General features: G+C 36.5%; 10 protein-coding genes. 3 read left to right on the forward strand and 7 right to left on the reverse strand.

Annotated elements, in window-relative coordinates; genetic code table 11:
* Positions 1 to 60: 60 nt before the first annotated feature.
* From nth to LACWKB8_RS04610, 7 genes are all read right to left on the reverse strand, one after another.
* Complete coding sequence (gene nth, locus LACWKB8_RS04580; RefSeq protein WP_038522625.1) at positions 61 to 690, reverse strand: endonuclease III; 630 nt, start codon at positions 688 to 690, stop codon at positions 61 to 63.
* On the reverse strand, positions 690 to 1,331 hold the full coding sequence (locus tag LACWKB8_RS04585; RefSeq protein ID WP_038522628.1) for a DnaD domain protein: 642 nt from the start codon (positions 1,329 to 1,331) through the stop codon (positions 690 to 692). Before LACWKB8_RS04585 ends, nth begins: the two co-directional genes overlap by 1 nt.
* Before the next feature lie 73 nt (positions 1,332 to 1,404).
* The gene (gene asnS / locus LACWKB8_RS04590) at positions 1,405 to 2,703 is read right to left on the reverse strand and encodes an asparagine--tRNA ligase (RefSeq protein ID WP_038522631.1); all 1,299 of its coding nucleotides are present in this window, start codon (positions 2,701 to 2,703) and stop codon (positions 1,405 to 1,407) included.
* A gap of 66 nt (positions 2,704 to 2,769) precedes the next feature.
* The gene (locus tag LACWKB8_RS04595; protein WP_038522634.1) at positions 2,770 to 3,252 is read right to left on the reverse strand and encodes a hypothetical protein; all 483 of its coding nucleotides are present in this window, start codon (positions 3,250 to 3,252) and stop codon (positions 2,770 to 2,772) included.
* On the reverse strand, positions 3,242 to 6,028 hold the full coding sequence (locus LACWKB8_RS04600) for a helicase C-terminal domain-containing protein (RefSeq protein ID WP_038522637.1): 2,787 nt from the start codon (positions 6,026 to 6,028) through the stop codon (positions 3,242 to 3,244). Before LACWKB8_RS04600 ends, LACWKB8_RS04595 begins: the two co-directional genes overlap by 11 nt.
* Positions 6,029 to 6,052: 24 nt before the next feature.
* Complete coding sequence (gene addA, locus LACWKB8_RS04605) at positions 6,053 to 9,679, reverse strand: helicase-exonuclease AddAB subunit AddA (protein ID WP_038522640.1); 3,627 nt, start codon at positions 9,677 to 9,679, stop codon at positions 6,053 to 6,055.
* A 2-nt stretch (positions 9,680 to 9,681) separates the two neighbouring features.
* Entirely contained in the window at positions 9,682 to 13,161 is a 3,480-nt protein-coding gene (locus LACWKB8_RS04610) for a PD-(D/E)XK nuclease family protein (RefSeq protein ID WP_038522643.1), read from the reverse strand.
* Between the two features lie 75 nt (positions 13,162 to 13,236).
* Here LACWKB8_RS04610 and mvk point away from each other — a divergent pair, with 75 nt between their 5' ends.
* From mvk to LACWKB8_RS04625, 3 genes are read left to right on the forward strand one after another with little or no spacing between them, the layout of a single operon-like run.
* Complete coding sequence (mvk, locus tag LACWKB8_RS04615; RefSeq protein ID WP_038522646.1) at positions 13,237 to 14,145, forward strand: mevalonate kinase; 909 nt, start codon at positions 13,237 to 13,239, stop codon at positions 14,143 to 14,145.
* 4 nt (positions 14,146 to 14,149) lie between these two features.
* Positions 14,150 to 15,109: a diphosphomevalonate decarboxylase gene (gene mvaD / locus LACWKB8_RS04620; RefSeq protein WP_038522649.1), complete on the forward strand. Its 960-nt coding sequence runs from the start codon at positions 14,150 to 14,152 to the stop codon at positions 15,107 to 15,109.
* 36 nt (positions 15,110 to 15,145) lie between these two features.
* Positions 15,146 to 16,228 (forward strand): phosphomevalonate kinase, encoded by a 1,083-nt coding sequence (locus LACWKB8_RS04625; RefSeq protein ID WP_038522652.1) that lies wholly within the window; start codon positions 15,146 to 15,148, stop codon positions 16,226 to 16,228.
* Positions 16,229 to 16,240 lie beyond the last annotated feature (12 nt).

The raw sequence follows: 16,240 nt of genomic DNA on the forward strand, positions 1-16,240 counted from the left end.
TTGCTTAAAATAATATTATATTTTTCATAAAATTATACCATTATTTTCTAACAATTAATATTATTTACACTTTAAATATGAATAAGGATCGTTTTTATCGCGGGCTGTCATAGAATAACGTCCAAATAAAATCATCGCATGATGAGTATGAATCCATTCATCGCGAGGAAGAATTTCCTCCAGTCTTTTTTCAACCTGCAGCGGCTTAGCATCCTGCGGTACAATATGAAAACGTTTGGAAATACGAGACACATGAGTATCAACTGCAATAGCTGGAATGCCAAAGCCTTCAGCTAAAACAACGTTAGCCGTTTTCTCTCCTACTCCTGGCAAAGAAATTAATTCATCTTTATCTTGAGGGATTTGGCTATGATATTTTGTTACTAAAATTTCGGCAGTAGCTTTTAAATGCTTTGCTTTCGAATGGTACAACCCGATCTGTGAAATATGCTTTTCAATTGCACCAATAGTCGCTTGAGCTAAATCTTTAGGTTCAGGGTAGTCAGCCATAAATTTGGGCATTACTTTATTAACCATTTTATCAGTAGTTTGCGCGCTCATTAACACGGCACACAGCAAGTGAAAATTATTATCCCAAACTAACTCACCCTTGGCATCCGGATACATGTGGTTAATACATTCCAAAACTTTTCGTGCTTCTTTTGTAGTTAAAATTTTTTCTTGCGTCATTAGTGATTCCTTCTTAAAAATTTTTGCACTTCACTACTTGTTTTTAAATTATGTCTTTGCCAATTAAGCAAAACGCGATCAACGTATTTTAAGCTATATGCTTGTGCTAGAACTGCTTCTCTCAAAGCCATTTTGATAAGTACCGGATCATAATGATCAACGTTTAGCCAAGAGGCAATTTCTTCACGTTCAATTGGACTTAAATAACGTCCAAACTCAATTTCAAATTGACGCACTAATTGTGTTAGTGGACTATTATCAACACTGGAAGTAGAGCTATTATTGCCGGCTTTTTTATTACCTGATTTAATTTTATCTTCCAGCAATAAGTCTAATTGGTTATACAATTGGTCTAAATTATACTTATTGCCAATCTTGCCACTTTTGTCGGAAATTTGGTCAATACTAAGAAAATTCTGTTCAATTAGCTTCTGAATTAGGGCCGTAATTTCGGAAACTGATAAATTAGTATTTGCTGCCAGTTGCTCATCTGTTGGGAAAAAATTCCCTTTTTGAGCAAACATTTCCAGCTGAATAATGACTATCATCTCAGCATCATCAATTTTAAGTTGCGGATAATATGCAAGAAGACCATTTAAAAAAGTAGTTGTACCTAAAACGCGGTAATCATTGTACTGCATGATAAATTCTCCTTTAAAAAAGTTGAACTAAATTAACTTTAGTTCAACTTTTAACTGTTTTATTAACTTTGAATTAAGGTTGCAAGCGATTAATCATTCTTGGAAATGGAATAGCTTCGCGGACGTGGTCTAATTTACAGATCCAGGCAATTACCCGTTCAAAGCCCATGCCGAAACCAGAATGAGGAACACTGCCATATTTACGCAAGTCTAGATACCAACCGTAATCTTCTTTGTTTAAACCTGCTTCTTCTATCTGTTTAAGTATGGTATCGTAGTCACTTTCTCTTTCAGAACCGCCCATAATTTCGCCGTATCCTTCTGGAGCTAAAACATCTGCACAGAGATATTCTTTTGGATTATCAGGGTTTTTCTTCATGTAAAATGGCTTAATTGCAGTTGGATAGTTGACAATGAAGAAAGGACGGTCAAATTTTTCAGAGATAAAGGCTTCATCAGGTGCGCCAAAGTCGTCGCCCCACTTGAAATCACGTCCGTCATCCTGCAACATTTTTACTGCATCGTCATAAGACAAACGGGTATAGTTTCCTTGAGCGGCAGGTTCTAATTTCTTAGGATCACGTCCTAATATTTCTAATTCATATTGGCAATTTTGTAAAACCTGACCAGTAACGTAGGATAAAAACCGCTCTTGCAGATCAAGAGATTCATCTTGATGCATCCAAGCCATTTCAGGTTCCATCATCCAAAATTCAGTCAAATGACGTCTTGTTTTAGATTCTTCAGCTCTGAAAGTTGGACCAAAGGTAAAAATTTTACCGAATGCAGCGGCCCCTACTTCACCATAAAGTTGTCCAGATTGTGAGAGGTAGGCGTCACCACCAAAATACTCTGTATGGAATAATTCTGTGGTTCCCTCTGGAGCAGAATGCATGAAGATAGGGGCATCAAACTTTATAAAGCCTTCTTTTTCAAAAAAGTCAACAGTCGCCTTAAAAATTGTGTTTCTAATACGCATAATTGCAAAAGGACGTTTGCTTCTTAACCATAAATGACGGTGGTCAAGTAAAAAGTCAATTCCGTGTTCTTTGTTGCCAATTGGGTAGCCTTCATTATTGGTAATAAGCTTTAGATCTGAGATCTGAATTTCATAGCCAAAATGGGAACGTTCATCTTGGTGAACAGTACCGGTTATGTAAAAACTGGCTTCCTGATGTAACGATTTTGCAATTTCAAAAACTTCAGCAGAAACTGCATTTTTACGCACTACACCCTGAAAAAATGCAGTACCATCACGTAATTGCAAGAACACAATTTTACCACTTGAACGCTTGTCAGTAAGCCAAACATGCATTTGGACTTCTTCGTCAACGTGTTTGCGGCAATCTTCAATTGAAATTAATTCTGTCATAAACTTTTATTCCACTTTCCTTATCATATCAAATTAATAATACCAAAGTTTTATCGATTTATCGACTTAACCCACTAATTTTCCATTTTTAAATTCATATAGTTGGTAGTGATATTCACCTACTAAGTTTTTAGAACTGACTTCCCAAACAGCTTTTCCTTGATACCAGCCTAAGTTAACTTCGGTAATTTTCTCATCTGGTCTTTTAGATTCGTATTTATGACGAATCACTTCTTCGTTCACACCTTTATTTGCCGGATACAAGTAAGCTTTTTTGGAGCCTGGAAGATAAATAAAATAGAAAGTTTTACGCTTTTTATCTAGACCTTTAAGTGCGTAGCTGTTTATACCGCGGTCTAAGTGGTAATTTTTTTCCGTATACTTAATTGGCGTTTTTTGTAAAGCAATTCTATTAAGTTCACGTGTTTGTGTTCTTTCGGGATTTCCAGCTTTATAAAAAATTATAATGAAAGCAAAGTATAAAAATACTATCAATATTAAAATGTAGGTTAAAAACTTAACTGTTTGTTTTGTATCATCATTTATCATAGTTATCTAACTTTTCTTCCAATTCGTTTAAATTTATCTTTTTGACTTTAACAGGGATAGCAGCTAAAAAGACTTGCCCATAATCTTTAGTCCATAGCCGTGAATCTAAGATTAAAAACTGCCCCCTATCCTGTTCACCGCGAATTAATCTGCCCATTCCCTGCTTGAAGCGAATAATTGCTCGCGGCATAGTATCAGAATGGAAAACATCAACGCCGCTATCAACAAGTTGCTTTTGGCGCAATTTAACCTCTGGTAAATCTGGTGATTCAAACGGCAATTTAGTTGCTATTACGAGATCAACACCACATTCATGGAAGTCAATCCCTTCCCAAAAGCTGTCTGCTCCAAGGATAATAGCTCTTTTTGCTATTGCAAATCTTTTGATAATACGGTTATTTGAGCCGGAGACGCCTTGAGCTAAAATTTCAAAATCTCGTAAGTGCGGTGAGTTAATGATTGCACTGTAAACATTCTTTATTAACTCCAAATTAGTCATTAAAACTAAAACATGATTTTTGGTTTGCAAGTCATGCTCTAGAATTTGAATTAAAATTTTTGCAAAAGTCGGTTCGTTGACATCAGGTAAATCATTAACGGATAAAACTTCCAGATGATCAGCGAGTTTAAAGGTGCTGGTGCCGACATATTCTTGTGGTGTCAGGTCTGTCAAACCAAGTTGCTTAACAATAAAATCAAACCCATTTTCACTAGTCAGAGTTGCACTAACAAACAGAATATGATCGAAACGATCATATATTTTACGTAATTCTGGAGTAGCATCGAGCATTAACCAGCTTAAGTTGGCACTCAATGGATCTTGGGGGTTGGTTAAAGAAACTATAAATCCTTCGAGATCAAGATAAGTTCTTTTCCGCAATAAATCTGATAATTGATAGCTTTTAGTAATGTAGTAGTCTAACTGATCTATTTGGGCAGAAATATCACTCAAAATAGCATCCCGATCAATATTAGAACTATCAGTTTCATTATAAAGTTTAAATAAGATCTGGTTAGTTTGCTGCCTGACATTTTCTAATTTGCGCTGTAACTCAGCTAGTTTTACTAAAAATTGATTATTTTTCGGAAATAAATCTGTGCCTTTAAAGCTGAGAAGTAAGTTGCCATTAGCCAAAACACTTTGGCTGACGGCTTTTTTCTTTTTAGAGCATAACAAATGTTGCAAATGATTGATTACTTTAATTAAATCTAATATTTGGGGATCTAATTTTTCCAGTAAAAAATTAAATTGGACATCATTGCCATATTGGTTAAACACACTGTCATCAGCGTAGAAAAGCAAATTACGCAAATGAGTTAGGGCTCCCCATAGGGATTCAAATTGAAAAGAATCATTGCGCGAACTAATAACATTGTCTACAAAGCGATGTGCTTCGTCAATCACCAAATAGGGATTTTGTCCCCAAATAGTGTCATTATAATGGTTAGCTAAAAATGCGTGATTGGTTACTAGAATATCAGCTTGTTCTTGACGTTGTCTTGCCAGATTCCAAAAGTCCACTTTCGCAAAACTGCTCCCGACACGAGCATCCCCCGGATGAGCTATTTGTGCAAACAAGGGTGCTCGATAATTCGTTAACTGCAATTCATCCAAATCACCCGTATTCGTTTCAGTTAACCAAACCAAAATTCGCATCTGCAAAACCAGAGTTAATTTATTTGGTGTATCTTGGTATAAACTTTGATAAAAACCATCTAGATCAAGATAATGATTGCTGGCCTTAACTTCTTCTGCTTTTAAATCCAAGTTCGTCACATTTAATAACTGAGGTATCTCTTTATTAATAATTTGTCTTTGCAAAACTTTAGTCGGCGTGGCAATTACTAATTTTCTACTGGTATAAAGCTGATAAGAATATGCGAATAAATATGAAAATGTCTTTCCGGTACCGTTTGGTGCTTCAACCAGCAAAGCTTTTTGGTCAGAAATATTAATGAATTGCTCAATCTGGTTAATCAGATCAACTTGAGGCTGCCTATAATTTATTTTCTTTTTAAAAAGCTTTCTTTTTGCCTGATCACTTTGAGGAAAAGTAGCTGAATGCTCTTGCTCATTATTAGCTACGCTTTTTTGTTTTCTTAAAATTATTTGACGTACCTGCTGATATTTGGCAGGTAAAGGACGCTTTTCTTTGCGAGCGTCATCAGCGATCGTGGTAAAAATCCATGACGTATCACGAATTAACCCATGTGCTAATGAACTAAGTGTGTTAAGAGTTGCTTGCGGTAATTTTTCCAAGCGGCGAATAATTTTTATTAGCAGCACAGCAGTTCCGTAAGCATCGGAATCAGCCTTGTGCGGATTTAAATGTTCAATCTGTAATTGAGCAGTCAAATCACTCAACTTATAGGATGGTTCGGTTGGGAAAGCTATTTTAGCTAGCTCCACCGTATCAATTGCCCGGTTAGTAAGAGGCTCGTAGCCATGCTCTACCAATTCATAATTTAAGAAAGGCAAATCAAAGTTGACGTTATGAGCTACAAAAACTGTATCTTTGAGAATCTTAATAATCTGAGGAGCATAATATGAAAAGTCCTTCTGGTGAGCAACATCTTTATCATGTATGTGCGTTAAGTTTTGAACAGCTATAGGAATTTCACGGTGAGGATTAATCAAAAAAGAATACGTTTTTACAACTTTTAGATTTTTTATTATGGCACAACCAAACTGAATAATATGATTGTTGTCTTCACGCTGTGTCCCGGTAGTTTCCAAATCTACTACAGCAAAAACAGTATTGGCAAATGACTTCATTTTTTAACTTGACCCTCCTTTCATCTATTTCACTTCTACAACTTTTTGAGCATCTAATAAAATCAAATATTTGCTTTTAACTTTGACATCAGCAAAGGAATTCAATGCCCTTTCATAAAGGCGCAACTGCCCCCGGTATTTCTGCTTAATATTATTGATTGCCAGATCTAAATGTGTAGGATCAATGTGGTCAGTTTTATAATCGAATAATATTATGCCATCTTTTTCAATAAAGTAACCATCAATTGTTCCGTGAATTAAAATTTTAGCATTTGGATCGTCAAAATGCTCAAAAAGAATACTAGCAGGCAATAAACTGGAAAATTCAATTTCACGTTTTAAATTTTGTGGTTGTTGCCAAAACTTGGCAGCAAAATCACTGTGAACAAACCAATTAATTTGGTTCAGGTCAAGACTTGAAACTAGATTACTGTTCAATTTGTTTTGCTTAACTAGTTGTTGAACTTCTTCTTCAACTTGCTGCGGCTTTCCCTGACCATGATAGTCATAATATTGCAAAATTAGGTGCATTGCCGTACCAATTTCAGCACCAGTAAACTTAGTTTTGAATAAAAAATTAGGCTTGGTATCAATCGGTTGCAAATACCTATTTGTTGATGAGAGTAAGTGGGCATTTTCAAGTTCATTGTCAAGCGGATCATTAAAAGCCTTTTTTATTTCAGAAACTGATTGGTAGGCTGTTGTTTTACTTGCATCCTTAAAAGGATAATCAAGCCCATACAAATCTTTAATTCTTGATAGTAAATAAGAGTTTTCTGTATCTGCTTGTTCTTGAACCTGAGTTTCCGTCACATTTATTGTTTCACCTTGATAGTCAATGTATAACAAATCCTGACCAGTTTCAGAGGCAAAATTAATATCAGAAACTTTTTGTGCGATCAATTCGTCAAATTTAATAGATGGTCCAATTAGATCCATTGGGTTTGTGGAATTTAGCTTACTATTAAGAGAAAGTGGGTTTTGCCATTTTTGAAATGTTTTCTGCAAATCATTGATATCTGCTACCAATATTAGTTTTTGCTTTGCGCGGGTCATTCCTACATACAAAATCCGCGCTTCTTCTTCTAGGAGCTGCCTTCTTTTGGCGACGTTATCAAATGCTTTAATTAAAGTATCGGCACGATAATGCTTACATCTAATAGTTAAACCAACTGAATCAGAGCTGATAATATAATTATTGCTTAGGTCACGCAGCTGAAACCGGTGTTCTAGTCCAAGATAAAAAACTATTGGAAATTCTAACCCTTTAGAGCCGTGAACTGTCATAAGACGGACGGAATTACCAGCTTCTTTAGTTAATAAGGGCTGGGCTAAATCTTTTTGGCTGCGTCTCATGCGCTCAATGAAATTGATAAATTGATATAAGCCTTTAAAGCCGGCGCTCTCATAAGAAGACGCTCTTTCATACAAAGCTTCGAGATTAATTCTGCGTTGCTTGCCATTTGGCAAAGACGTCATAATTTCCAAAAGGCTGGTTTTTTCATAAATACTCCACACCAATTCAGAAATTCTATGTGTTGTCGCAAATTGGCGCAATTCTTCCAGTTGATTTAAAAAGTCCTTTATTCTTTGACTTAGTTGATCACCGACTGCAACGTAAGCTGCCAACGCACTATAAAAACTGGCATTTGGCGTATGAATTCTAATTCGGCTTAAATCAGGTTCTTTAAAGTTAAAAAGAGGCGACCTTAAAACAGCTACCAACGGTATATCTTGATCAGGATTATCAATAATCCGCAGGTAATTTAAAATAATAGTTAATTCCAATGTTTGAAAATAATTTTTAGCGTCTGTGACCATGATGGGAATATTATTTTTAGCAAACTCCTGCATAATTTCAAGATTATTGCTCCGGCTCCTGGTTAAGATCACAATATCGCTATATTTAAAAGGACGGAGTTTGTTTGGTTCTTGAGAATGTTGGTCATAAACTAGCAAGTTTTCTTTTTTAAATTGTTTAATGCGGTTAATGACCATTGCGATTTCTGCTGAATCAATGTCTTTCTCATTCTCATTTTGAGTATTATCAGTCTCTTTACTTTTATCATGAAGAAGTATTTCAGTGGCGTCCGCCAAATTTTCGGGCTGGTTCTTGGAACCATACTTTAATTGCCCTTCTTTAGCATAGTCAATACCACCAAAATCAGGGGTCAAAATGTTGGCAAAAACCTTATTAACAAAATTAATAACGGGTTTAGTCGAGCGGAAATTATCGGATAAAAGAATTCGTTCCTCTTTTGCAGCATTTTCTTGACGGGCAGCTTCTTGATATTTATGTAAAAACAAGCTTGGTTCAGCCTGCCTGAAGCCATAAATCGATTGTTTAACATCCCCCACCATAAACATGTTGTTGTGACCGTCTTTTTTAATTAATTGCAGTATCTTTTCTTGTAAGGGATTAATATCTTGATATTCATCAACTAAAATCTCGCTAAATTTATCTTGATAAAATTTGCGGGCCATTGCCGAAGCAGAAGTATCTTGACTCAATATGCGATACGCTAACTGTTCCATATCACTAAAATCAAGTAAATTCTGTGCTCTTTTTAGTTCTTCAAAACGGTCTATTAAAGCCAATTCAGCTTTTGTAATTGCCGCCATTATCTGAGAGCCCTTTTGCAAGAGATTAATTTGTTCTTTTTCTTCACTAGCATAGAATGAAGTAAATGTCGTAAAAATTTGATCTCCTGCTTCATTTTTTAAATTAATGCATTCTTCATAAAAAGCAACGAGATCCTCATCCCATTTACTGGACCTACGTATATTTTTTCTAAAAATACAAGCACGCAATTTTGCTCTCTGATCATCATAAGCAAAGTCATGTTTGAGGCTATCTAAATAACCGGCTAAGCACTCATTAAACAAAGTAAAGGCTTCTTTTACTTTGCCAAATTCTTTAGTATTCATGATTGCGCTTTGCAATAATTGGTCTATCTTATCTTTTAAATCATCAAATAGCGTAATCAAATACGGCTTGATTTCTTTTTGCCAAATAGCTGATGTCACTACGCTTTGGTCAATTTGATATTTTTGAGGCAATTGCTTTAGCCACTCACGGTAATCGGGCTTGGCCATGGCGTAATTATATAAATCTAATAATAGATTTTGAGGTGTTTGGGCATCCCTGTCGCCAGCGAAATTGTCATAAAAAGCAATAAAACCAGTATCTTTTTCTGTTAAAAACTCACTTTCGATTTCTTTTAATGCCCGCTCTCGCATTAATTCCGCCTGAGTGTCATCTGTTAAAACGCTGAAACTGGGATCAATGCCGACAACGTAATAGAACCGATGAATCACGTCTAAACAGAATGCGTCAACAGTAGAAATGTTGGCCGAATCAATTAGATTTAGTTGCTGGCGGAAATTAACCTTGGTGTTGCCATTGCGGTATTCTACTAAAAGCAAGTCTTTAATGCGCTTTTTCATTTCTGCGGCGGCTGCCTTGGTGAAAGTAACAACCAAAAGCTGGTCAATATTGGTGCCGTTCAATATTGCTCTTAACAAGCGGTATACTAAAACAGTAGTTTTACCACTGCCGGCAGACGCAGACACTAAAATATCTCGGTTGTCATCTTCAATAGCTTTTCTTTGAATATCAGTAAATGGGGGCTCAGTAGTATTTTTTGCCATGTTTAGTCGTCCTCCTGTAACCGTTCTGTGATTTTTTTGATTAATTCTGGTTTATCCATACTGCCAATTTGGTGGTACCTATTTTCTTTCAACATGGCATCGAAAAAGAAGATATCACGAAAATCGGAATATGTGAGTGCGCTAATGCCATTACCGTACTTGTAGGGATTGAGCTTGATTTGACCCGACAAGATTTGGCTAGATGCATCTTTAATTAGTTCTTCGTCATATTTGAGCAGCAGTTTCAGTTCATCATCCTTAAAAGCACTTCCGCTGAAAGAAAGCGAACCGTCCTTCTTTCTGCTTTTAACTCCTGAATAAAGGCTGGAACTAGTACCAGGTTTCTTTAATTCCGGTTCAGCCTCAAGCAACAATAGTTGGTCGTCATTGATTAATCCGGTGTATTTAAGGCGGTATTGGCCGTCAAGATAAGCCTTGTTAAGCTCTAATTTTTTATTATATATTTTCGTGCCATTAATTCGTTCCATTTGCCTAGTGACAGTTTGATAAAAAGCACCTAAAAGTGATAACGGCATTTCTGATTGAGTGAAAAATTTTTGATTGCGGGCCAGTACGTCCAAATACGAAACCATTTGTAGCGAAATGCCATGGTAAAAAAGCCCCAGATTAAATTTCTTGGCGGAAGACTTATAGTCGACTACCTGTGCCATAATTTCATTTTGATCAGGAATTTGGGCTAAATCAACACGGTCCATTTTCCCTCTCAAATTAACATAATGATCCCCTGAAATATTAGGTACTTTTAGTTGCAGGCCTTGGACTTTTTCTGTATTGCCAAAACTTAATTCTGAATATTTAGCTTTTAGCGGCGTTTTTTGAACTGCCTTGTGCCAGTTATGAGCCACATTACTAGTAGTATGATCAAGGCACTTAAAAAGAAACTCATTGAAAGGATCATTCAATAATTGCTGGTACTTTGGTTCGCTTTTCATTTCACTGCGGGCCAGGTCAAGCAATTGCTGCAATTTTACTTCATCAATGTCTTTTAAATTAAGGCTTTGCTGGTTTAATTCTTTGACTAGCCGGTCAAAGGTCTCATGAAAATAATTTCCAGCTTGAATTACATCCAATTCATTTTCGAATCGTTTATGAAGTCGCAATCCGTAGGTAAGAAAATATTCGTAGGAATTTTCATAAAAAGTTTCAAGCTGCGAAACAGAAGAATCTAAGTTTTCCCCATACAATTGTTGCGCTAATTTAGGACCAATATCTTCCGGTTCGTTAATAAACTGACTGGCAGCTATTACCTTATCTGTTCTTTGGGGCAGGTATTTCTTAGTTAATTTTAAAATATTGTCAACATCATTCTCTTTATTAGTCCTATTAAGATAGCTCAAGTAACCCAAGCTTGCTTGCGGGTTGGTAATAAAACTCAGTAATTCTCCCAAATTTTCCGGTAAATTATGTTGGCTATATTCAGGAGCACCAGCGTTTTTTAAGCGTTCATAGTAAATTGAAGGTTGCGCTGTTGCTGCTTCATCATTGGCAATGGAATAGCTCAAATAAAATTTGTCGTGTGCTAGTGCCATGCAGTTGCCAAACTGATAATTTTGGTCCAAATTACTTAGTTGTTGCCGATCTTCAATATATGAATCTTCACCAAAATCATTTTTCAGTTCAGTCAGATTTTCTGTGCTCAGAAAACCCGGAGTATTTTGAATTTGGGGTAGTCCATTGACTGTAGCACCCATAACGAAAACCTGTTTATAGCCACTAACTTGCACAATTCCCATTTCTGACAAATTGACAGCATCCAAAGTGGCAGGAATTTGGGAAAAAGTAGCTTCTTTAAAGCCGTTGATTAGGACGTTAAAAAAACTTCCCGTTTCAAAATCAGTCGGATTAATTAAAAGATAATCATGCAATAAGTTGATTAGTAAATCCCAAACTTGTTCGGATTGACGGGCTTCTTGCAAATTACCTTTATTCTGTGCAGTAGTGCGCCACTTTTCCAGAACAGTATTAACACCATTTTTTAGTAAAAAATTAAAAAAGATAGTAATAGCTTTTTGAGTATCCTTTTCAGCCTTTAAATTTGTAAAAAGATGAGAAATTTGTTTAACAAAGTAATCCTTGAGCCTGTTTATTTTACCTACTTCATCTGGAATTTTATCTAAGCCGATAACTTCAGCAGCCATATATTTAGTAAAGTCTTTGCGCCAAAGATTATGGTTTATGCCATGTGCAAGCACAAAATTTTCCAGCTGGTCGACATCATAAAGGTAAGAGGCATCATCATGATACCACTTGGGAATGATAAGACGGGTTTTCATAATTGCCAACATATTATTTGTCTGCAATGGTCTGGTCAAAAGCTGGGCGATATTTTCTATTAATACAACTATTGGATGGTACTTCATTTCCTGTTGCAAGTCGTTAAAAAACGGAATCTCATTTTGGCGCAAAATAGGAGTTAAATAAGTTTCATATTCGTGCAGATTTGGAGCTAACACCAAAAAGTCGCTATAACGATAATGCCCTAAAGTTACCTGCTGGTATATCGTATGGGCAACATAATAAGCTTCTGCATAGCGGTTATCAGCGCGGACAAGTTGGACTTGATCGCTGTTTTCCAGTCTGTCAATTTCTCCTGTCCAAAATTCGTTAAGCAGTTCTCTTTTTGAAGGTTTATGATCAGCATTTGTTGAGCTGACTTGATATTCTAAATTTTTGCTTTTAATATAGCATATTAGCTTGTTAATGGTATTTTGAATAACATAATCATAATCACCAGGTTGCGCTTTTGGCTCAATTTCACCTAGTTCAGTCTTAAACGCCAGTGTCACGCTGTGCGCTTTTGTCATTAATAATTTTACTGTGAGACATTCCTGTAAAGAAAAATGAGAAAAGTCGCTAAAATAAAAGTCAGTTTGACTTAGGTCAACTTCTGAATTTAAATACTCATTTAACTCCAGCTGAACTTCGTTAGTGGTAGAAAACTTACCGGCAATTGCGGCAATGAAATCAGCATAGATAATCTTGAGATCAGCGATTTTGTTTTTAGTTTCCAGCGTTAGGGATTCGGTATTAATCTCATTTAGGTCTAAATTGCCCTCCCGAATTTGTAAAATTGTGTCATATAGCTGTTTAATTAAGCCAGGATTCAAGTTTGTGGTTTGAAAAAGGTGCAGCTGTTCTTTTTTTTGCGCAATAATTTTGGCAAGCAGCATTGAAGCTGCAGCTTCATCAAGCTCGGTTGGCAAGCCCTTTTCGGCATCCTTCAAAAAAAACCAGGCTAAGCGGGAAAAAGATAAAACTTGCAAATTTTTAACAGATTGTTCAGAATGCCCCTGACTAATGGCAAGCTTATTTATTGCTCTAACTTCTGTGGTAAACTTAATGTGGTTAGGGACGATGACAAAAGTTTCGTGTTCTGGATAATTTTGATAATTTTTCACAGCTTCTGTTAAGACTTTATCCTGCATCGGATCGGTTTGTCGACCCAGTAATATTTTGATCATCGTTTCTCTTCTCCTTTGTCATTATTTTATCATAGGAGCAAAATTTTTTTATATACATTAAGGATCTTAAGTAAAATGAAAACAAGCTTTTTAGCACATGGAAAAGTAATTTTAATTGGAGAGCACTCGGTAGTGTATGGCTATAATGCATTGGCAATGCCAATTATGTCTTTGCATATTAAAACCACGGTTGAACCTGCAGCAAAAATGTGGATGGATACAGCTCATTATCAAGGCCCTTTTTTTATGGCTCCATCTGAATATGACGGCTTGAAATATGTTGTCAAAACTATGCTGGAAAAAGCAAATAGCACCGAAAAGCTTAAAATTACGTATACCGGAGAAATACCTATAGAACGCGGGCTTGGTTCCAGTGCTACAGTTGCTTTGGCTACTACGCGGGCTATGAATGACTACTTTAAACTCAATCTGAGTGAAAATGAGATTATTGCTATTACCAATCATGCCGAAATGATTAATCATGGCAAGGCTTCTGGCTTAGATGCTGCCACTGTTAATTCGAATTATCTAGTTTTCTTTAATAAAAAAGCAGGCCCTACAGCGCTCAAGGCCAAATTAAACTCTACTTTACTGATCATGGATACAGGAGAATTAGGCAGCACTAAAAAAGCTGTCAGCTTGGTTCATGAACAAGTTGAAAATGATCCAAAAGCTGCAGCCAAAATCGCTAAGCTGGGTAAATTAGCTGATGAAGCCAAAAGTGCCTGGTTAAAAAAAAATCAGGCACAAATTGGCACTATCTTTAATCAGGCTCAGGCTATTTTGCATTCTTTTAGCCTTTCAACCTCTAAAATCGACCAATTACAAAAAATTGCTCTGGCAAATGGTGCCCTAGGTTTTAAATTGTCTGGTAGTGGCTTGGGCGGAATAGTGATTGCGCTTTGCCATAACTCTGAAAATGCACAAAAGATAGCTGCTAAGTGTCAAAACATCATAGCTAACAGTTGGATTGAGGAAATATAGTTATATGGTTAAAACAATTCGTGCTCATACAAATATTGCATTAATTAAATATTGGGGCAAAGCCGATTCGCATTTGCGCTTACCTCTTATGTCTAGTTTGTCAATGACTCTTGACCAGTTTTATACCGATACTAAGATTTCTGCTAGTGACGAAGATTGTTTTGTTTTAAATGGTATCAGGCAAAAAGACGTGAGCGCTCAAAGAGTCTTTTCCTTTTTAAAAGTTTTACAGCAGAGGTTTGGCGTAACTGGTCACCTCTTAGTTGAGTCAACCAATAATGTTCCTACTGCTGCCGGTCTAGCTTCATCCAGTTCAGCTTTTGCGGCTTTAGCTGGTGCTTTTTGTGCTCATTATAATATTCAACTAACTCCAATTGAACTTTCTCGTTTAGCACGTTTAGGTTCTGGGTCAGCCTGCAGATCAATTTATGGCGGCTTTTCTGTATGGCAAAAAGGCACAGATGATAAGTCTTCGTATGCCTATGCCTTGGATGAAAATCCCCAAATAGATTTACAGCTGCTGGCCGTCGAATTAAATACCAAGCAAAAAAGGATATCATCAACTGCTGGGATGAAAATGGCACAAAGCTCGCCTTTTTTTCAACCCTGGCTGCTGCGTAATCAGCAGGAATTAGAGCAAATGATTTCTGCTGTTAAAGCTCAGGATTTCACGGCAATTGGCAGTCTAGCTGAATTAAATGCGACTGAGATGCACGCCGTTAACTTAACCGCACGACCTTCTTTTACCTACTTTGAGCCAGCAACTATCAAGGCAATCAAAATGGTATCAGAATTACGTCAAAACGGTATAGAATGCTATTTTACAATTGATGCTGGACCTAATATAAAAATCTTAAGTCAATTAAAAAATGTAAAAGATATTACTAATAAGTTTGTAACAGAATTCGAGAATGTTAAGATAATAAATGCAAGTTTCGGTCCAGGTATCTCATACCTGAACTAATTAATGTAAATTAATTGATTAGGAGATTTATTTCTTTTGATAACAGAACAAGCACCCGGAAAATTATATATTGCCGGCGAATATGCGGTTTTAGAACAAGATTGCCCCGCTATCTTAGTCGCAGTTAACCAATTTATCCGTGTTTCAATTATTAAGTCAAAATCTACCACCGGTTTAATTCATTCAAAACAATATTCCCAAAGTTCTATACATTGGGTTAGGCGGGGAGCTAAAATGGTTATTGATAACCGGGATAATCCATTTGAATACATCCTTTCTGCGATTTCCTACACAGAACATTTTTGCTTGGAACAAAAAGTAAAAATGCAAGTTTACGATTTATACATCAATTCCGATCTCGATTCTTCTGACGGCAAAAAGTATGGTCTTGGTTCAAGTGCTGCGGTAACCGTAGCCACAGTTAAAGCCATTCTACGCTTTTACAATGTTCCGTTTAGTAACGAGTTAGTTTATAAGCTTTCAGCTATTTCGCACTATTCTGTTCAAGGTAATGGATCAGCAGGCGACATTGCTGCCAGCGTCTATGGCGGCTGGATTGCATATCAAACTTTTGACAAAAATTGGTTGAGCAACGAATTAGCCCAAAAATCTCTATCAGAGGTCGTCAATGAAGCTTGGCCCGGATTAAAGATTCAACTTTTGACGCCGCCTGCCGAATTAAAACTGATGATCGGCTGGAGCCAAAAGCCAGCTTCTACTTCTCGACTAGTAGACGAAACTAATGCTAATAAGGCTGCTTTAAACGGCGAGTATCAAGAGTTTCTCAAGCTTTCCCGCCTATGTGTTTTGAAAATGATTGCCGGCTTTGAACGCCACGATATTCGTTTAATTAAAAAGCAGATTCGAGTTAACCGTAAACTACTGCAGCATTTTGCTCAAATTAATCAAATTGCAATTGAAATTCCCCGATTATCCAAATTAATTAACATCGCCGAATCGTTTGGTGGCGCAGCTAAAACTTCCGGTGCTGGTAATGGTGACTGCGGTATTGTGATTGCCGATGAACATACTGATACTGATTTTCTGGAAGAAAAATGGCGGCAAAACGGCATTATGCCCCTCGACTTCCACGTACACCAAATTAGATTAGCAAAATAAAATAAAGGAAAA

Origin of the sequence: Lactobacillus sp. wkB8, assembly GCF_000761135.1 — a bacterium.
GTDB lineage: Bacteria > Bacillota > Bacilli > Lactobacillales > Lactobacillaceae > Lactobacillus > Lactobacillus helsingborgensis.

What these genes read in the sequence shown, in the direction of transcription:
- nth (WP_038522625.1), bottom strand. Translation starts at nt 690, where the DNA reads ATGACGCAAGAAAAAATTTTAACTACAAAAGAAGCACGAAAAGTTTTG.
- LACWKB8_RS04585 (WP_038522628.1), bottom strand. Translation starts at nt 1,331, where the DNA reads ATGCAGTACAATGATTACCGCGTTTTAGGTACAACTACTTTTTTAAAT.
- asnS (WP_038522631.1), bottom strand. Translation starts at nt 2,703, where the DNA reads ATGACAGAATTAATTTCAATTGAAGATTGCCGCAAACACGTTGACGAA.
- LACWKB8_RS04595 (WP_038522634.1), bottom strand. Translation starts at nt 3,252, where the DNA reads ATGATAAATGATGATACAAAACAAACAGTTAAGTTTTTAACCTACATT.
- LACWKB8_RS04600 (WP_038522637.1), bottom strand. Translation starts at nt 6,028, where the DNA reads ATGAAGTCATTTGCCAATACTGTTTTTGCTGTAGTAGATTTGGAAACT.
- addA (WP_038522640.1), bottom strand. Translation starts at nt 9,679, where the DNA reads ATGGCAAAAAATACTACTGAGCCCCCATTTACTGATATTCAAAGAAAA.
- LACWKB8_RS04610 (WP_038522643.1), bottom strand. Translation starts at nt 13,161, where the DNA reads ATGATCAAAATATTACTGGGTCGACAAACCGATCCGATGCAGGATAAA.
- mvk (WP_038522646.1), top strand. Translation starts at nt 13,237, where the DNA reads ATGAAAACAAGCTTTTTAGCACATGGAAAAGTAATTTTAATTGGAGAG.
- mvaD (WP_038522649.1), top strand. Translation starts at nt 14,150, where the DNA reads ATGGTTAAAACAATTCGTGCTCATACAAATATTGCATTAATTAAATAT.